The organism is Tuberibacillus calidus DSM 17572 (assembly GCF_000430685.1).
GTDB classification, from domain to species: Bacteria; Bacillota; Bacilli; order Bacillales; family Sporolactobacillaceae; genus Tuberibacillus; species Tuberibacillus calidus.
The window spans coordinates 1-17,684 of sequence record NZ_AUMM01000035.1 but is presented as its reverse complement, the minus strand read 5'-3'; the positions used below and the strand labels follow the sequence as shown (position 1 = coordinate 17,684).

Annotated in this window: 18 protein-coding genes and 1 other annotated feature; of the genes, 14 read left to right on the top strand and 4 right to left on the bottom strand. The window is 45.2% G+C overall.

What is annotated here, in order from left to right; translation table 11 throughout:
* Window positions 1-40: 40 nt before the first annotated feature.
* From H532_RS0110000 to H532_RS0109970, 7 genes are all read left to right on the top strand, one after another.
* A complete protein-coding gene (locus H532_RS0110000) occupies window positions 41-829 on the top strand; it encodes an alpha/beta fold hydrolase (protein WP_245566446.1) in 789 nt (262 codons plus the stop codon).
* A gap of 17 nt (window positions 830-846) precedes the next feature.
* Window positions 847-1,914: a tetraprenyl-beta-curcumene synthase family protein gene (locus H532_RS0109995; protein WP_027725372.1), complete on the top strand. Its 1,068-nt coding sequence runs from the start codon at window positions 847-849 to the stop codon at window positions 1,912-1,914.
* A gap of 162 nt (window positions 1,915-2,076) precedes the next feature.
* Complete coding sequence (locus H532_RS18490; RefSeq protein ID WP_051263255.1) at window positions 2,077-3,300, top strand: MDR family MFS transporter; 1,224 nt, start codon at window positions 2,077-2,079, stop codon at window positions 3,298-3,300.
* A gap of 98 nt (window positions 3,301-3,398) precedes the next feature.
* Window positions 3,399-3,637 (top strand) — a binding site (T-box leader).
* Window positions 3,638-3,713: 76 nt separating this feature from the next.
* Complete coding sequence (gene leuS, locus H532_RS0109985) at window positions 3,714-6,134, top strand: leucine--tRNA ligase (protein ID WP_027725371.1); 2,421 nt, start codon at window positions 3,714-3,716, stop codon at window positions 6,132-6,134.
* Window positions 6,135-6,266: 132 nt separating this feature from the next.
* Window positions 6,267-6,584 carry a rhodanese-like domain-containing protein gene (locus tag H532_RS0109980; RefSeq protein WP_027725370.1) on the top strand — a complete coding sequence of 106 codons (318 nt, stop codon included), beginning with the start codon at window positions 6,267-6,269 and terminating at the stop codon, window positions 6,582-6,584.
* 99 nt (window positions 6,585-6,683) lie between these two features.
* Window positions 6,684-6,905 (top strand): sporulation protein Cse60, encoded by a 222-nt coding sequence (locus H532_RS18485; RefSeq protein WP_051263254.1) that lies wholly within the window; start codon window positions 6,684-6,686, stop codon window positions 6,903-6,905.
* 225 nt (window positions 6,906-7,130) lie between these two features.
* Complete coding sequence (locus H532_RS0109970; protein ID WP_027725369.1) at window positions 7,131-8,747, top strand: putative polysaccharide biosynthesis protein; 1,617 nt, start codon at window positions 7,131-7,133, stop codon at window positions 8,745-8,747.
* 243 nt (window positions 8,748-8,990) lie between these two features.
* On the opposite strand, the gene H532_RS0109965 is transcribed toward H532_RS0109970, so the two are convergent.
* The 3 genes from H532_RS0109965 to cysK all read right to left on the bottom strand — a co-directional run bounded on the left by H532_RS0109965 (window position 8,991) and on the right by cysK (window position 11,265).
* On the bottom strand, window positions 8,991-9,422 hold the full coding sequence (locus H532_RS0109965) for a DUF6884 domain-containing protein (RefSeq protein ID WP_027725368.1): 432 nt from the start codon (window positions 9,420-9,422) through the stop codon (window positions 8,991-8,993).
* Window positions 9,423-9,568: 146 nt separating this feature from the next.
* Complete coding sequence (locus H532_RS0109960; RefSeq protein ID WP_027725367.1) at window positions 9,569-9,787, bottom strand: DeoR family transcriptional regulator; 219 nt, start codon at window positions 9,785-9,787, stop codon at window positions 9,569-9,571.
* Between the two features lie 548 nt (window positions 9,788-10,335).
* On the bottom strand, window positions 10,336-11,265 hold the full coding sequence (cysK, locus tag H532_RS0109950) for a cysteine synthase A (RefSeq protein ID WP_027725366.1): 930 nt from the start codon (window positions 11,263-11,265) through the stop codon (window positions 10,336-10,338).
* Window positions 11,266-11,419: 154 nt separating this feature from the next.
* Here cysK and thpR point away from each other — a divergent pair, with 154 nt between their 5' ends.
* From thpR to H532_RS0109935, 3 genes are all read left to right on the top strand, one after another.
* Window positions 11,420-11,977: an RNA 2',3'-cyclic phosphodiesterase gene (thpR, locus tag H532_RS0109945; RefSeq protein ID WP_027725365.1), complete on the top strand. Its 558-nt coding sequence runs from the start codon at window positions 11,420-11,422 to the stop codon at window positions 11,975-11,977.
* 12 nt (window positions 11,978-11,989) lie between these two features.
* Window positions 11,990-12,739, top strand: coding sequence for an NERD domain-containing protein (locus H532_RS0109940; protein ID WP_027725364.1), 750 nt, complete (start codon window positions 11,990-11,992; stop codon window positions 12,737-12,739).
* Between the two features lie 553 nt (window positions 12,740-13,292).
* On the top strand, window positions 13,293-14,054 hold the full coding sequence (locus H532_RS0109935; RefSeq protein ID WP_027725363.1) for a phosphotransferase family protein: 762 nt from the start codon (window positions 13,293-13,295) through the stop codon (window positions 14,052-14,054).
* Window positions 14,055-14,068: 14 nt separating this feature from the next.
* On the opposite strand, the gene H532_RS18480 is transcribed toward H532_RS0109935, so the two are convergent.
* A complete protein-coding gene (locus H532_RS18480; protein WP_051263253.1) occupies window positions 14,069-14,335 on the bottom strand; it encodes a YtzH-like family protein in 267 nt (88 codons plus the stop codon).
* 93 nt (window positions 14,336-14,428) lie between these two features.
* On the opposite strand from H532_RS18480, the gene trmB reads away from it, so the two are divergent.
* From trmB to H532_RS18475, 4 genes are all read left to right on the top strand, one after another.
* The gene (gene trmB / locus H532_RS0109925) at window positions 14,429-15,076 is read left to right on the top strand and encodes a tRNA (guanosine(46)-N7)-methyltransferase TrmB (RefSeq protein WP_027725362.1); all 648 of its coding nucleotides are present in this window, start codon (window positions 14,429-14,431) and stop codon (window positions 15,074-15,076) included.
* A 119-nt stretch (window positions 15,077-15,195) separates the two neighbouring features.
* Window positions 15,196-16,038, top strand: coding sequence for a YtnP family quorum-quenching lactonase (locus H532_RS0109920; protein ID WP_027725361.1), 843 nt, complete (start codon window positions 15,196-15,198; stop codon window positions 16,036-16,038).
* Window positions 16,039-16,109: 71 nt separating this feature from the next.
* Entirely contained in the window at window positions 16,110-16,661 is a 552-nt protein-coding gene (locus H532_RS0109915; protein WP_027725360.1) for a hypothetical protein, read from the top strand.
* 823 nt (window positions 16,662-17,484) lie between these two features.
* Window positions 17,485-17,684 (top strand): hypothetical protein (locus H532_RS18475; protein ID WP_038112108.1); only part of this gene is annotated, 200 nt, incomplete at its 3' end.

Here is a 17,684-nt window from a genome sequence, read left to right as displayed (position 1 = left end):
ATGGTTCAGAATGACATTAAGGTATGGGAGGGGATCGGCTGTGTGGGTGTGGCGAACAAAGGCAGAGCATCCGAGAGGCGTTGTCGTTATGGTTCATGGTGCAGGGGAACATCACGGTAGGTATGAATGGCTCCGGAGAAAATTTTTATCGAAAGGCTTTCACATTGTCGCTGGCGATTTGCCTGGTCAGGGAGAAAACCCACGCAAACGGGGGCATATCGATAGCTTTAATGAAATCATTGAGGCCGTAGAAAAATGGTTCAAAACCGCTTTAGCGTTTCAATTACCTATATTAGTGTTCGGGCATAGTTTAGGCGGGCTAGCTGTGATTCGTACATTACAGGAAAAGTCCCTTAGCCCTCGGGCTGTTTTGCTTTCGTCACCCTGTCTCGGTCTTGTTTTTCCGCCGCCGGAATGGTTGGTTAAAATGGTCCGACCTCTTAATACGATCATGCCGGCTTTCATGGTGACGATAAAGGGACCATCGGGCAATCGGTTGGCGACCAGAAACAAAGAAATTTTAAAGAAGGATGCCAAAGATCCATGGATGGTTCGTAAAATCTCCATCCGCTGGTATTTTGAATTGGAAAAGGCGATGGATTTGGCAAAGGCGCGAATGCCCCTTTTTCCGGATGTGCCTTTATTTATCTTCCAAGCGGGGAATGATAAAATTGTAAACAAATTGGCCGTCAAGGCATGGTTCGATGCACTCCCCATTAAACAAAAGGACTATCAAGAATGGCCGGGACTTTACCATGAAATTTTTAATGAACCTGAAAGAGAAGAGGTTTTCCAACAGGCCTTAAAGAAAATACAGCCCTATTTTTAGGCACGAGGAGGACCGCCATGACCGTTCCGACACATCCTTGGCATTTGATGAAGTCGATCTATCGCGATGTCTTACCGACCGTAAAAGAAAAGCTTGCGTATTGGACGGCTTTTGCGGATGCCATCCCAAATGAGGAATTAAGAAAACAGGCGCTTGCAAGCATCAGGACAAAAACGTTTCATTGTGAGGGCGGCGCTGTTTATGGGTTGCTCGCGAAAGAGCGGAGAGAGGAAGTCATTTCTTTTATCGTCGCTTACCAAACCATCAGTGATTACTTGGATAATCTTTGCGACCGCAGCACCTCCCAAGACCCTGATGATTTTCGGCTGCTGCATGCCTCGATGATGGATGCGTTAACTCCCGGTTCACGTCACCAATATTATGAGAAAAGAGAGGACCGCGATGATGGTGGGTATCTATCCGCATTAGTTGAGACGTGTCAAAAATTTTTAGAGACTTTGCCATCATTACCAGTGATCCAGCCGTATTTGCACGAACTGGCCTCATACTATTGCGATTTACAAGTTCATAAGCATGTCGCCGTGGAAGAGAGGGTTGGGCGGCTTACGGATTGGTTTGAAACCCATAAACCACACTTACCGGAGATGACGTGGTATGAATTTTCCGCATGTTCGGGCTCAACACTCGGCATTTTTTGTTTGGTCGCTTATGCGGCGGCGGCTGAAAATATGGAAGAATTAGCTGGGCAAATAAAGAACGGTTATTTTCCGTGGGTGCAAGGTTTACATATTTTACTGGATTATTTTATTGACCAGGATGAGGACCGGGCCGGAGGCGATTTGAATTTTTGTTCCTTTTATGAAAGTGAAGAGATGATGTTTCAACGGTTTATTCATTTCATGAAACAAGCCGACCGAAGTATCGTCAAGCTCCCCGATGCGCCGTTTCATCGCATGGTGAACCGCGGACTGATTGGCATCTACTTGGCCGACCAGAAAGTCCAAAAACAGAGAAGTGTCCGCAACTTGGCGCGGAAAATATTGCTTCATGCCGGGGGGACAGGCTGGTTTTTCTTATTGAACGGGTGGCTTTACCGCCGCATGAAACCGCGGCTTTTTGCATAGGTATAGCCGATCTAAAAATAATCGGTTCCTCACGTTAGAAACTATGGGATTTTTCTAAAAAAAATGTCTTGTAAAAAAAGATTGTCATGTTAAGAGAAAGAGAGTAAACTGGCTTTGGTCTCGTTTAAATCTCTTACATTTCATCACGAAAGGAAGAAAACGATGCCGAAGTCATTATGGCTCGTGCTCATTGGGGCGGTCATTAATACAACTGGATCGAGTTTTCTCTGGCCGTTAAACACCATTTATATACACGATATTTTAGGGCATTCTCTGACATTTGCCGGGCTGATTCTTATGTTAAACAGTGGCGCAGGGATTGTCGGTAATCTCGTTGGTGGCTTTTTGTTTGACCGCATCGGCGGTTATCGTTCGATTTTAATCGGTCTCATCATTACAGCGGGGGCTGGGATTGCCCTAACCATTGACCATTCCACATGGCCATATTCGGTATTGCTCGTTATTGTCGGTTTTGGCTCGGGCATGGTGTTTCCATCCATGTTCGCGCTGTCGGGTGCCGTTTGGCCGGAAGGTGGCCGCAAGCCGTTTAATGCGCTTTATGTGGCGCAAAATATAGGTGTTGCTATCGGCACGGCGCTCGGTGGCTTGGTGGCCGATATTTCCTTTTCTCTGATTTTTACTGTCAATGCCACCATGTATATCTTATTAACCTTTTTTGTCTTTTTCACTTTTAGGAAAATCGCTACTGCGGTGAAGCCTGATCATCACCCAACCAATGTGATCGAGCAGGCGGGAGGTCACACACAAAAAGGTCCATTTAACGCCCTTGTTATTCTCAGCATCGGCTTTGTTTTGTGTTGGATGGCTTATGTCCAATGGACATCGACCATCGCTTCCTATACGCAAGACTTACACATCCCCTACTCGCATTACAGTTATTTGTGGACTGTGAACGGATTGCTCATTGTTTTTGGCCAGCCGCTCGTTTCTGTTGTCACAAAAAAACTATCGTCCGCGAAAGCGCAAATGCTCGTAGGCATCGGCATTTTTATCTGTTCGTTCATCATTTTATCGTTTGCGGATTCCTTTAATGAGTTAATGATGGCCATGGTCGTGTTGACGTTGGGGGAAATGCTTGTTTGGCCGGCGGTGCCTACTGTGGCGAACACGCTCGCCCCAAAAGGGCGCGCCGGTTTTTATCAAGGATTTATTAACAGTGCGGCCACCGGCGGGCGGATGATTGGTCCACTTTTCGGAGGCTTGATTGTCGACCTTTTCAACATGCATGTTTTATTTATTGTCATTATTGTCTGTTTTATTGGCGCCGTCGTGACGTCCTTGGTCTATGATCGCCCAGTGCAAAAAGTGCGAACTGCCCAAACCTATGTCCAACAGAAACTGCCGAAAAAAGAGTATTTGCATTAAATGTCAAGAGAATCATAATGAGGCCTATTTGCTTGTACCATTTAAAATTTACCCTTGACAAGTTTTTCGACATTGCATAAAATACAAATTAAAATTATTTAAAAACGGTGACAAGGAGTAGTAAGACTGAAATGTCCCATTAAAGAGAGTTGACGGTCGGTGCAAGTCAACGGGTACGCGGTCTGAACTCGCCTTGGAGTTGCATCCGTGAACGGCTTGCCTATTAGCGGATTGCCGCGGTTATGCGCGTTATCACAAAAAGAGTGGGTGCAGGATTTGCACCAATTTGGGTGGTACCGCGGGAAAGAAAATAGTGATCCAACCTCTCGTCCCTAACAGAACAGTTAAGGGCGGGGGGTTTATTTATTTTCGATAATTTTTCTTGGATGGATTGAAATGAAGGAGGGATTAACGTGCCATATAAACACAGAGAAATTGAACAAAAATGGCAGCGTTATTGGGAGGAACACAAGACTTTCAAAACGGACACTGAATCGGATAAGGAAAAATTTTATGTGTTGGATATGTTTCCTTATCCGTCTGGGGCTGGGCTTCACGTCGGTCATCCTGAAGGTTATACGGCGACCGATATCCTTGCTCGGATGAAGCGCATGCAAGGTTATGAAGTGCTTCATACGATGGGCTGGGATGCCTTTGGTTTGCCGGCTGAACAATACGCTTTGGATACAGGAAATGACCCGAGGGAATTTACGCAAAAAAACATCGCCACGTTTAAACGGCAATTGAAATCGCTCGGTTTTTCGTATGATTGGGACCGGGAAATCAACACGACAGACCCCGAATATTATAAATGGACGCAGTGGATTTTCCTGCAATTATACAAAAAAGGGTTGGCCTATATGGCTGAGGTGCCCGTCAACTGGTGCCCAGCACTTGGGACGGTGTTAGCGAACGAGGAAGTTATCGATGGCAAGAGTGAACGCGGGGGGCATCCTGTCATCCGTAAACCGATGCGGCAATGGATGTTGAAAATCACCGCCTATGCCGAACGGTTATTGGCTGATCTCGATAAAGTCGATTGGCCGGAACATATTAAAGAGATGCAACGCAATTGGATCGGTAAATCAGAAGGGGCCGAAATTACGTTTAAAATTGACGGACATGACGAAACGGTAACGGTGTTCACGACCCGTCCGGATACATTATTCGGAGCTACTTATCTCGTTTTAGCTCCTGAACATCAACTCGTCGACAAGATTACGACACCGGAACAAAAAGCATCCGTTGAAAGTTACCGCCGTGAAGTGGAAAAGAAAAGCGACATGGAGCGGACGGAACTTTCTAAAGAAAAAACGGGTGTGTTTACTGGCGGCTATGCGATTAATCCGGTTAATGGGGAGAAATTGCCGATCTGGATCGCCGATTATGTGTTAATCACTTACGGCAGTGGGGCGATCATGGCTGTTCCTGGGCACGACGAACGCGACCATGAATTTGCCAAAAAATATAGCCTCCCCATCCGTGAGGTCGTTAAAGGCGGAAACGTCGATGAAGCCGCCTATACAGGTGACGGTGAACATGTCCAATCGGACTTTTTAAACGGCCTGAACAAAGAGGAAGCCATTCTAAAGATGATTGAATGGTTGGAAAAAGAAGGGATCGGCCGCAAGAAAGTTTCTTACCGCTTGCGCGACTGGTTATTCAGCCGTCAACGTTATTGGGGTGAACCGATTCCGATTTTGCATCTTGAAGATGGCACGATTAAACCGCTTCCTGAAGAAGAGTTGCCATTGACTTTACCCCATATGAAGGAAATCCGGCCTTCAGGCACTGGGGAGTCACCGCTTGCCAATGCCGAGGATTGGGTGAATACCGTTGATCCGGAAACCGGCATGAAAGCCCGCCGCGAAACGAATACGATGCCGCAATGGGCAGGCAGCTGCTGGTACTACTTGCGGTATATTGACCCGCACAATAAAGAAAAACTGGCTGACCCAGAAAAATTAAAAAAATGGCTGCCGGTCGATGTTTATATCGGGGGCGCGGAACATGCTGTTTTACACTTGTTATACGCCCGCTTCTGGCATAAGGTGTTATACGATATCGGCGTCGTTCCGACCGAAGAACCGTTCCAGCGCTTATATAACCCTGGCATGATACTTGGTGCCAACAATGAAAAAATGAGTAAATCAAAGGGAAATGTCGTCAATCCGGACGATATCGTTGAATCCCATGGTGCGGATACCTTGCGCGTCTATGAAATGTTTATGGGACCGCTGGAAGCTTCCATTGCCTGGTCGGAAGAAGGGCTTGACGGGGCAAGACGCTTTTTGGATCGCATCTGGAGACTGTTTGTCACGGAGGATGGCCACCTGTCCGAAAAAGTTGTGGAAGATGTCGCAGCAACTGAGAGCTACGAAAAAACGTACCACCAAACCGTCCAGAAAGTGACGGAGGATTATGAGAATCTTCGTTTTAACACGGCCATTTCGCAACTCATGGTCTTTATTAACGAAAGCTATAAACAAACGGAAATTCCAAAAGCCTATGTGGAAGGCTTCACCAAGTTATTGTCTCCGCTCGCCCCGCACATCGCGGAAGAATTGTGGGAGATTTTAGGGAATGAACCTTCAGTCAGCCTGACGTCCTGGCCGACATATGACCCTGATAAGCTCGTTGAGTCGACGGTCGAAATCGTCATTCAAGTCAATGGCAAAGTCCGTTCCAAATTAACCGTGCCGAAGACAATCGATCGCGCGGCCTTGGAGGAAAAGGCGCTCGCCGATGACCACATTAAAGAGTGGCTCCAAGGTAAAACTGTCCGGAAGGTCATTGTCGTCCCGGGAAAGCTCGTGAATATTGTTGCGAATTAAGTTTGTGATCAAATGCCAGGGAATGTGTTGGTCGTGAAAACGTTCACATAACCTTCACGTCCCTGGCCTTGACTTTTCACCGGCTGAGGTTAACAATAGGTAACGAGAAGTTTAACAGAAAGGTGACATTTCATGGGCGAATCATATGGAACGATTACAACAGACGAGTTACAGGAGCAGCTGGAAAGGGGATTGTCCGAAGACACGGTCATTATCGATGTCCGGGAGGATGAAGAAGTGGAAACGGGCATGATTCCAGGGGCAAAACACATTAGGTTGGGTACTTTGCCGGAACGCTGCGAAGAACTCGATCGTGATAAAACTTACATCATGGTTTGTCGTTCCGGACGCCGCAGTGAAAAAGCTTCCGAATTCCTCGCCGAACAAGGGTTTAAAGTGATCAATATGGAAGGCGGCATGTTAAAATGGCGGGGAGCGATTGAAGCGTAAAGCTTCGGTTTCTCGACAAAATAGAATGAAAGCCGACGAAAAATCCTAAAGGAATGAGCACTTTCGCATCAAATAGATTTGGTGCGGAGGTGTTTTTTTATGTTGGCGGTAAAAATCTTTGATGAAGAGCATGAAGAAGACCTTGAAAGCGCGGTGAATGATTTCCTCCGGTCCATCCCTTCGGAAAACGAAGTCCTCGACATTCAGTTCAGAGTGGCTGTCGCCGAGGGGGCATCGGGTGAGCAAGTTTTCTGTTTCTCCGCCATGGTTGTCTACCATTTACCTGAGGCGGCAACGCGGATCGAGCGGAAGCGCCGATAAAAGCACTTGGCAGAGGTTAAAAAAGGAGTTGAAGCGTGACAGACGCCTTTCGCTTTTTTATGAAGGCTACCATTTTAATGCTTAAGTGCGTGTATAGGCAAATGTTGCGGAGAGGGGTGACATCCTCGAGATGAATATACGCATTTACGATTTGGATGTGATACAATACAAGGGATTCGACAACATTTTTATTTTTACATGATCGGGCAGGAGTTGTAACGATATATGTCGGAATCCCGAATGATTCGAGGAACATTGCTGTTGACAGTGGCGACTTTTCTATCGAAGTTCCTCGGGATGTTATTTGTTATTCCGTTTAACGCCATTGTCGGCGGAAAAGACGGCGTATTTCTTTATTCCGTTTCTTATACACCATATGCCATCATATTAAGTCTATCGACGGTAGGCATCCCGCTTGCTGTTTCCAAATTTGTATCGAGATATAATACTTTAGGTGACTATCGGACAGGACGGAAATTGTTTCGGTCAGGATTGTTGGTGATGACGCTGACCGGCTTTTTAGGATTCCTTCTCATGTACTACGGCGCCCCGTATTTTTCGTCGATCACACTTGATGGAGCAAGGAGTGGCGAGACTTACCACAATTTGGTTTTCATCATGAAGGTGCTCAGTTTTGCCCTGATTATTGTTCCGGTAATGAGTTTAATGCGCGGTTATTTTCAAGGTTTTGAATCCATGGGACCGACAGCCACGTCCCAAACGATTGAACAAATCGTCCGCATCGGTTTTGGGTTGGTGGCCGCTTTTATTATCATGAAGGTCTCGGGTTCGGTGAGGAATGCCGTCGCTGCCGTCACGTTTGGCGCCTTTGTTGGTGGAGTGGCTGGACTGGTTCTTTTAGTTCGGTATTGGTTTAAACGAAAACCGCATTTGGATCAGCTCGTTGAACAAAGTCCGGACCATCATGTGCCGCTTAAGTCGATGTACGCGGAATTGATCCAGTATGCCATACCGTTTGTTGCTGTCGGCCTTGCCAACCAGCTTTACTTACTCATAGATCAATTAACTTTGAATCATTTTTTAAATGTTTATCATCAACACTTAAATCTCGATGTGAAAGCCATTATCGCCAATCTCATGACCTATGATCAAAAACTCGTGATGATTCCGGTTTCTTTGGCGACGGCCCTTGCCGTCAGTGTCGTGCCGGCAATTACGGCTTCTTTTACGGAAGGGAAACAAAAAGAATTGCAAATTGAAATGACGAAGGCTTTACAATTTGTGCTGTTCTTTACCGTTCCCGCCGCTGTCGGTTTATCGATGCTCGCTTATATGCTTTACGGATTGCTTTACGGTTTTAGTGATTCCATAACCTTGGGTGGCTATATCTTAAGATGGTATGCGCCATCGGCTGTGCTCTTTGCCGGTTTTTCTGTTACGGCAGCCATTCTTCAAGGCATTAATTGTCAAAAAGTGACCATTTTAAGCTTAGCGATCGGGATTTTATTAAAAATGTGCTTTAACCCATTGTTTTTAAAATGGTGGCCGGATATCGGCTCGATTTTTGCTACGGATTTAGGATATGCGGTCTCCATTCTTATCAACTTAGCGTTCATCGGAAAAATGGCCCGTTACCCGTATCGCTTTATCATAAAACGATTCCTTTTAATCTCACTATTTACACTCATCATGGGACTTGGGATATGGGGGTTGTTCAGCGTACTCGGTGGATTCGTACCGGCGAACCGCCTTCAAGCGCTTGTTTATTCCGTACTCGGTATTGCCGTTGGCGGATTTATCTATATGGTGCTCTCTTTCCGCTCCGGGCTTGCCAAACAAGTGCTCGGTACGAGAATTCCGTTTCTGAATCGATTTATTTAATAGCCTGGCTCCACCCGTTGCTAAAATTAAGCGGGGCTTGCCGCAAAAATATGTCAAGTGGAGAAGGTGTGTGGTGAGGGGGTCCGGGTGAGGCGGTTAAAAATCTCTTGTGCAACTAAAAAAGCGCTAGGTTTTCAAGACTCAGAGGACCATCAACCTAGCGCAAGGACATGATTTATTAGGCTCTTATAGTAAAACAAAGGCTCTGCCATCGTCTAAAAAGCTAGGTAGAGCCAATTTTTTTTATTTCGTTTTTAAATGTTCTTTATACCAATTCAATTGCTCGCCGATGCCAAAGCCTTTAAAAGGGACTTCATAAGTAAAACCATATTTTTTTAATTCCGGTTCAAGTAATTGACGATAAATTAAACCGCCGTGAATATAGACGGTAATGCACTCAGGCAGCTCCCATTCACGAAATTCCCGTATAACGGATTCTGCCCAGGCTTGTTTTTCTGCTTTTGTCAATGTTTTGATCGAAAGCAGTTTAGGAATGAGGATATCATCCGGCAATAAAAGTCCATTTTTTACATCAAATAAATAATAGCGGTCGTAGTGTTTTTGGGCGTATAGAATGGTATGTGTGAAAAGGGAACCACGGAAAAAGTCAATTGCCGGAGCAGGGTGTTGCAAGGTTTTACGTGAAGTCGCAATGAGGCCAACCCGTTCCGTCATGACATCGCCACCTTCGAAACGATGAATTCATAAATAATTTTCGAAAGCGGTTGTCACTTTTAGACGGGAGGGTGTTGGGCAAAAAGGGGCTCCGTTCGGGGAAATTTTTACCAGTCTCCGACGGAGCGCCCTTTTTCGGCCTTTCGTCAGGAGACGCGTACTTTTTTATTGGTGACTGTCCATTTCCCTCGGCTGACACTCTTGACAAGATTATTATAGGTTAAAATGTTCAAGTCTCTTTGAATGGTCCTTTGATTCATTTCAAATGCATCCACAAGTTCCTGGGTCGTCACCGTGCCGTTTTCCTTAATGTACAAATAGACATCCTTCACTCGATTCAGCATCCTGTTTGTTGAGGGATTCAAAAAACCACTCCTAACATTTTTTGTTTTACATCAGCCGATTCTCTGTTGCCTCAAAGGGGATTGACCAATCTCTTCGAGTGGAATGTTGAGACATGTAGCATAATGGCGAAAACAAAAATGTATACGGATGTACTGCTTCGAGAAAAGAAAAGTCTAAACGCATTCCCCTTTCTTATAATGGTACAATAGTTTGACAAATTGTCAAATGGAAAGGCGCAAAATTTTTGAAAAGTGCTTACATCATGTTGGCTCTTATAAAAATAGGATGCTTTCGCTGTTTCAAACGCGAGAGGGGGAATATTGCGGGACACGACACTTTTATATTAGGTGAACGCGTGCATGGGTTACCATAAAATGGATTTATTTTTCCGTGTGGACTGGATTCTGTTGCGGATCGGACATAAGGTGGAAATGCGTCCCATTGGTGGAGGATTTCCAGCACGCTGAGGGACGCAACATCCTTATTTTGTAAAATAGCGGAATGAAAAAATACATTTTGAGAGCGTGACTCACCTACTACGGTTGGGCGAAAAATCGGTGGCAGTTATTTATATAAACAAATCGCCGGACAAATAACGCTCGCCGGTGTCATTGGTCATGCAGATGACGACATCATCTGGTGTGAATCTTTTGGCGACCTGGATCGCGCCGTAAACAGAAGCACCAGAGGAAGGACCGACGAGGATGCCCTCTTCACGGGCTAAGCGGCGCGTGGTTTCGTAAGCTGCTTCATCCGTCACTTGAATAATTTCATCCAGAATGTTCATGTTAAGGATTTTTGGAATGAAACCGGGACTCGTACCGACGAGTTTGTGTTTGCCAGGTTTTCCGCCAGAAAGCACAGGAGATCCTGCCGGTTCAACGACATGGACCGTTAAATCTGGGTACGCTTCTTTAAGTGTTTCACCAGTGCCCGTAATGGTTCCGCCTGTACCGGCCGTAGCTACAAACGCGCGGAACGTTTTTCCAATAGTTTTGACGGCTTCTATTATTTCTAAGGCTGTTGTTTGGCGGTGGGCGTTAGGGTTCGCCTCGTTTTCGAACTGCATGGGAATAAAGCTGTTCGGGATGCTTTCAGCCAGTTCCTTCGCTTTTGCAATGGCGCCTGGCATTTTTTCATCACCTGGCGTAAGCACTACCTCGGCACCATACGCTTTTAGCAAATTAATGCGCTCTTTGGTCATCGTATCCGGCATGACGATGATGGCTTTATAACCGCGTACGGTGGCATTCATCGCCAGGCCAATGCCGGTGTTGCCGGATGTCGGTTCAATGATGGTCGCCCCTTTTTTCAACTTGCCTGCTTTTTCAGCTTCGAGAATCATGTTAAACGCTGCCCGGTCTTTGACGCTATGGGTTGGGTTAAACGCTTCGAGCTTGGCATAAATCGTTGCACCATTCGGGTCAGGAAGCCGATTTAGCCGGATCAGCGGCGTATCACCGATCAGGTCTGTAATGTGATTGGCTATTTTGACCATGGACAAAACACCTTTCTCTCGGAATAATGGGTTGTTCGTTAACAACAGCTAAAAACCCGTATCGGATTTTTTCCTATTTTCGTCAATCATTATAACAAAATAGGCTGCATTTGTGAGATAATACAACTTGTAGAAAGATTTCGGAGGGGTTATGATGCCACATTATTTTTTAGCGATACCCGTTCCGGAAGAAGTCAAAAAACACCTTTCCGAGCGGGCCAGCATAATGAAAAAACGGCTTACATATGGTTATTGGACAGATCGGGCAGATTATCATATCACCTTGTTTTTTATAGGAGAGGCATCTTCGGAACAAATCGATCAGCTTAATACTGAACTCTGGAAGATAGCAGTCAAACAACCGGCAATGGAAATTCGTTTGAATGGCTTCGGCACTTTCGGCAAAAAAGACGAGCCGCGTGTCGTCTGGATGGGTGTACAATACGACAGTTATTTACCCGCATTGAGCCAGGCGGTTCAAGAATGTGCCGTAAAAGTTGGTTTTCAGGAGGAGAAACGGCCGTATCGCCCGCATATCACGATCGCTAAAAAATGGCGGGGAAGACCCGTCACCAATGAAGAATGGCAAGCCTCTCTTCCCGAATTTGAACCGCTCGGATGGCGGGCGGTTGAATTTGCCCTTTATCGGGTCGAGCCCGCGCAGACGCCCAGATATGTGATGGTCGAGCGCTTTCCGCTTCAAGAAAGATAAGGAGAGTGGAAGATGGCTCAATTAATTAAACTCAACCATTATCCTTCGCGCTATGAAACGAATGTTTATCGTTACGCCGGGCGATTTACCCAGATTAAAACGCGCCGTTACCAAGAATTTGCGGAAAAAAATGCCCATCGGGGACTTGATGTGCAAACGCTCAAAACGAAGTTTCATGAAGCCTTTTTTCAAAAACAACTGCTTTGGGCGACAACGACGCCGAGTTTGGAGCCGCCCGCTGACGAGATGAAGCCTACCGATCCCTTTATAAAACAGCTCTTGCGCCTGCTTGATGATACGACGCTCGTTCTATATCATCCCACTTTTTTGGTGGACGATACGGAAATCGATGGCGACCTGATCCTTTTGACTCCGTTTACAGTTTGGTGCATCCAGACGGTTTTCGGGGAATCGGCAAGTGTCCTGCAAGGGGTAAATACCCGGAAGTGGCAGGAAATCACGTCAAATGGGATCAGGCAGCTGGACAATCCATATTTGGCGCTTGATCCGGCTGTTCATGCGGTTCAACGGATTTTAACGGAAAACGATTTAGACATCCCTGTGAAAGCTTGCCTGCTTGCGCCGGAAAGTTATGTGGAGTTTGCGAAATACAGTGAGGCCTATGACATTTACGACCGCACAACAATGAAAGTTTGGTTATCGCTGATGAATCGGCATCGCTCTCCGCTGAAACACGGACAACTTCGATGTGCGGAATGCCTTTTAGTACATACAAAGACCTCCGCCAAGGCCCGCATCTGAAGCGTCATGCGAGATGATGATTTTGGTGTTTCCAAGTTTTCCCGAATGCGGAGCTTAAGGTTGAAATTTTCAGCTTGACCAGAGGGGAAAGATGTCATAAGGTATAAAAGTGAACTTTTTTCGATCTTTTGATGAACGGGGTTAAAATTTTTTTAGGCCAATAAGGCTCTGCCTAAGCCCAAGAGGCTTACACTGGCTGTTTATTTATCAGGCTAACATAAGGCCAACTTAAGCTCTACCTTCGCTAAAAAGGCTTGCACTGGCTAGTTAACGAGTCTAGTATAAGATCAACTAAGGCTCTGCCTTCACTTCAAAGACTTGCACTGGCTAGTAAATAAGTCCAGTATAAGATCAACTAAGGCTCTGCCTTCACTTCAAAGGCTTGCACTGGCTAGTAAATGAGTCCAGTATAAGATCAACTAAGGCTCTGCCTTCACTTCAAAGGCTTGGCAGAGCCAAGTTTCCTTTAGCAGAGCCAAGTTTCCTTTAGCAGAGCTAAGTTCTCTTAAGCAGAGCCATGTTTTAAAATCGGAATGCAGGGGAGTCGTCCGACATGAATTGGTTAAGTGATGATTGGGTGCTGACTTCGGCTGGCGGCAATACTGGCAAAGCCTATGTTGCCCGATCAAAAAAAGGAAAACTGTTTATTAAACGCAATTCCTCCCCCTTTTTAGCCGTATTATCGGCTGAAGGCATCGTGCCGAAGCTCTTGTGGACGAAACGGTTGGAAAACGGGGATGTCATTACAGCACAAAAATGGCTGGAAGGCCGCTCCCTTAGCGCCGAGGAAATGAGATCAAGCCAAGTGATTCAAATGTTGAAAAAAATTCACGATTCCAAACCTTTGGCGTTTATGCTATCTAGGCTTGGGAAAGCACCGCTTCTTCCAGAAAATATTTGCGAAGCGCTGATTGAAAAAAGTAAACCGTATCAAGACCATCAAATCGTTCGGCTAGCGATCGATTTCTTGGCGGAATATTGCGGTGATGTCAAACCGCCGCGCCTTTCCGTTTGTCATTGTGATATTAACCATAACAACTGGCTGATTGACGAATCAGGACAGCTTTATTTAGTAGACTGGGATCAAGCCATGTTAGCTGACCCAGCGCTTGACCTTAGCATGGTCTTATATTGGTATATCGACCGAAAGGATTGGCAGGACTGGCTGAATGAATACGGCTGGCCGCTGACTGAGGCAACCAGACGGCGGTTGCGCTGGTATATTGTAGTCCGTCACCTGACAACCCTTCTTATTAATGAGGGAGAATATCAACATCAAGAAACCGAATTAATGGAGTTCTTAACCGGACAATGATTTCGGTAGGGCGCTTAGCCGAGTGTCTGAACCCATGAGGCGATATTTTCTTTATTATTATGAATATGGTCATCATAACCGTCCATTTGCATCGCTTGGGCGCTGTAATCATGAATGGCTCGCAAGGTCTCGGCGTGTTCATGGTCGGGAATCTCGTCCAGATACTGTTTCGTTGCTCGGTATAATTGCTCATATTCCGACTGACTCGCCACCCCATCCAAGTGGTGAGTTTTTAGTATGTCTAAGATAAGACCAAGCTTATGGCGGTCATTGATCGCCATCGGAATCACTTCCTTTGTCAATGTTGGTATTATCTCTATATAATTTGTAAAACCATCCCATTTTTATGCACACCTAAAGAAAGGATGACTCGCATGCGCGTCAGACATAAGCCGTGGGCAGCGGACTATATCACCCAACACACCGACATCGTGCTTCAGCAACCGGAACAATATAAAGGAAGCTGGCACACTGTATTTGGCAATCGTCATCCGCTGAATATTGAAATCGGAACCGGGAAAGGACAATTTATTACCGGAATGGGAAAGCTGTTCCCTGAAGAAAATTTTATTGGCATTGAAAGAGAAAAGAGCGTGATCGTCAGCGCGGTGCAAAAACTCGTCGATCACCCTTTGGATAATGTCAAACTGTTAAATGTGAATGCGCAAAATTTAATGGATTATTTTGCTGATGCTGAGATTGACCGCATCTATTTGAATTTTTCCGACCCGTGGCCCAAAAAACGGCACGAAAAACGGCGTTTAACGTACCGTGATTTCCTTGAGACATATAAGCGCGTGTTAAAGCCAGGCGGACGAATTTGTTTAAAAACCGATAATCAAGCATTTTTTGAGTATTCTCTTGAAAGTTTTTCGAAATTTGGCATGATCCTTGAAAACATCAGCTTGGATTTACATCAGGCGAAAATTGAACATAACGTTCAAACCGAATACGAGGAAAAATTTGCGGCAAAAGGCCACCGCATTTATCGCTGTGAAGCGTTTTTCAAAAACGGTAACTAAAGGTTGCGGCGCAAACGGCATCCATTGTTTGTCATGCTTTGTTGACTCTCCCCTTTTCATGTAAGCCGTTTCAAAATTAGGGGGCAGTTATGTTAAACTGCTAATAAGGAGGGGAGAGTATGGAACAACTGCAAATCGGAAAATTTCGACTCACTTGGCTTGACGGTGGGGTCACGCATTTGGATGGCGGGGCCATGTTTGGTGTAGTACCGAAAGCCTTATGGGAGAAAAAATATCCGGCAAACGCCTTAAACCAAATCGAATTACGAACCGATCCGATTTTGCTACAAGCCGGAGGGAAAAATTTTCTGATTGAATCCGGCATCGGCAATGGCAAGTTTACAGAAAAACAGAAAAGAAATTACGGCATTACAGATGAAGCGCATATCGAGGAAAGTTTAGCGCACCTTGGGCTTACGACAAAAGATATCGATGCCGTTCTCATGACGCATCTGCATTTCGATCATGTCACCGGCCTTTCGAAGTGGGATGGTGACCGACTCGTTCCGACCTTTGAGAACGCAGTAATTTGGACAACGGAGATCGAATGGGAAGAAATGCGTCACCCGAACATCCGCTCAAGAAACACATATTGGGAACAAAACTGGAAGCCCATCGCTGAGCGGGTCAAAACCTTTTCCGAACACCAAACGATCCTACCTGGCATCGAGATGCATCATACGGGCGGCCACAGTAATGGCCATGCCATTATTACGTTGGAAAGCGATGGGGAAATAGCCTACCACATGGCTGATCTCATGCCGACCCACGCTCACCATAATGTTTTATGGGTATTGGCTTATGACGATTATCCAATGGATTCGATTTTTGCTAAAGAAAAATGGCTCCATAAAGGGATTGAAGAAGGCGCTTGGTTTACGTTTTATCATGACGCCTATTTTCGGGCGGTGAAGATGGATGAAAAAGGCCAGATTTTAGCTAAAATCGTTCGCGAACGTTAAAAAAATTTTTTTGAAATAGACTGACAACAGCTTGATTATGGTATTATAGAAGGTGACAGGAGGGAAGCAGTGTGTTTAAAAAGATTTTAGCTGGTCTTACTCTACTTTCGGCAGCATTCTTTTTCACCTTTGGCATTTCGCATGCGGAAACCGTAACGAGCGGCGACATGTATAAAGCCTTTGAAAAGCAGTATAAGACGGCAAATTATGATTTTAAAGACGGATCTCTTGAACTTCATCACGTGAAAACCATAAATTTAGATCAACCTATTAAGGTGAAAAAGGATAATAAAGAATATACGATTTCAAAAATCACTGTCGCTGTCGCAAGTTATAAAACCGTACGTGATTACATATTCTTAAAAGATTGGAACGAATATGCTTATTATGCGCCAGAGGAAGGTTTAATCTTGACGGAAGGCGATGTCATGAACATTACCCAAGTCCAAGATTTCCAACATCAATATGATTCTTTTGTTCGCTTAGAACTCGGTCCAATCGTCTTGTTGATGCTTCTTGTCATCATCGTTCCGGTTTCATTCGGTTGGTATTGGAAGAAGAAGAAGTACAACACATTAGATTTCAGATTGAAGTTATTGGAAGCCGCTGACCGAAAACATTAATCAGGATGTCGGTGAATAAACCGATGTGTGGCGGCTACGTAAAAGGAAATATCTGAACATTTTTTCCCTTCATCGGATTGGAAACATTTCGTGAAACAATCGACATCATGTTCCTAAAAAACGGGTAAAACCGGCAAAGCCCGGTCGTTGGGGCAGTCATCCACGAAGCGTTGTGGTGGCTGCCCCTTTTTGCGGTTAGAGCGCGTCGATACCCATGAATCGGGTGGAGCCGTGCGCATATATCGGGTTTTTGCTTAGTTTTGGTGTCCGATCGACGTGAAACTACGCATATGCTCCAGTTATTTACAGTTCCTGCCACCGTTTTACCAATTACTGGAGTGTCTGCTCATTTTCCGCTTGCCGGAGTCTCAAAAGTGCGCATAAATCGGATTTTTGCTCAGTTTTGGCGGCCGATCGGCCTGAAATTGCGCATATGCTCCAGTAATTTACAGTTTTTGCTGATATTTTACCAAATACTGGAGCGTCTGCTCATTTTCCGCCGGCTAGTGCCTTAAAAGTGCGCATAAATCGGATTTTTGCTCAGTTTTGGCAGCCGATCGACCTGAAATTGCGCATATGCTTCAGTTATTTACAGTTTTTGTTGTTGTTTTACCAAATACTGGAGCGTCTGCTCATTTTCCGCCTGCTGGAGTCTCAAAATTGTGCATAAATCCACTGACTTTGCAAATAAATGTTTTTAAACGGTAATGTAAATAAAATTTTACAAAAAAGGTATTTTTTATTAGACATTTATAAGAAAAACTCCTAATGTAGAGATATAATAGACAAGTTACCCAAAAACCTCTACAAAAGGAGCATTAACATGGGTAACAGTATACCAGAAGAAACCGTTATTGAAAAGTGTCTTAAGATTTTGGATGTTGCTCTCTATCGGCATCCTTACCGCGATCACGGATCCAAAAAACTTTTAACAGGGAAAGCTATTTTACTTCTCGTCGATGCCCAACTTCGCCAATATGACTCCCTTTGGGAGATTTCAGAAAACCTTAGAGCCAAGAAGGC

What these genes read in the sequence shown, in the direction of transcription:
- trmB (WP_027725362.1), top strand. Translation starts at nt 14,429, where the DNA reads ATGCGCGTCAGACATAAGCCGTGGGCAGCGGACTATATCACCCAACAC.
- H532_RS0109980 (WP_027725370.1), top strand. Translation starts at nt 6,267, where the DNA reads ATGGGCGAATCATATGGAACGATTACAACAGACGAGTTACAGGAGCAG.
- H532_RS0109935 (WP_027725363.1), top strand. Translation starts at nt 13,293, where the DNA reads ATGAATTGGTTAAGTGATGATTGGGTGCTGACTTCGGCTGGCGGCAAT.
- thpR (WP_027725365.1), top strand. Translation starts at nt 11,420, where the DNA reads ATGCCACATTATTTTTTAGCGATACCCGTTCCGGAAGAAGTCAAAAAA.
- H532_RS18485 (WP_051263254.1), top strand. Translation starts at nt 6,684, where the DNA reads ATGTTGGCGGTAAAAATCTTTGATGAAGAGCATGAAGAAGACCTTGAA.
- H532_RS0109970 (WP_027725369.1), top strand. Translation starts at nt 7,131, where the DNA reads ATGTCGGAATCCCGAATGATTCGAGGAACATTGCTGTTGACAGTGGCG.
- H532_RS18490 (WP_051263255.1), top strand. Translation starts at nt 2,077, where the DNA reads ATGCCGAAGTCATTATGGCTCGTGCTCATTGGGGCGGTCATTAATACA.
- H532_RS0109995 (WP_027725372.1), top strand. Translation starts at nt 847, where the DNA reads ATGACCGTTCCGACACATCCTTGGCATTTGATGAAGTCGATCTATCGC.
- H532_RS18480 (WP_051263253.1), bottom strand. Translation starts at nt 14,335, where the DNA reads ATGGCGATCAATGACCGCCATAAGCTTGGTCTTATCTTAGACATACTA.
- H532_RS0109965 (WP_027725368.1), bottom strand. Translation starts at nt 9,422, where the DNA reads ATGACGGAACGGGTTGGCCTCATTGCGACTTCACGTAAAACCTTGCAA.
- H532_RS0109940 (WP_027725364.1), top strand. Translation starts at nt 11,990, where the DNA reads ATGGCTCAATTAATTAAACTCAACCATTATCCTTCGCGCTATGAAACG.
- cysK (WP_027725366.1), bottom strand. Translation starts at nt 11,265, where the DNA reads ATGGTCAAAATAGCCAATCACATTACAGACCTGATCGGTGATACGCCG.
- H532_RS0109920 (WP_027725361.1), top strand. Translation starts at nt 15,196, where the DNA reads ATGGAACAACTGCAAATCGGAAAATTTCGACTCACTTGGCTTGACGGT.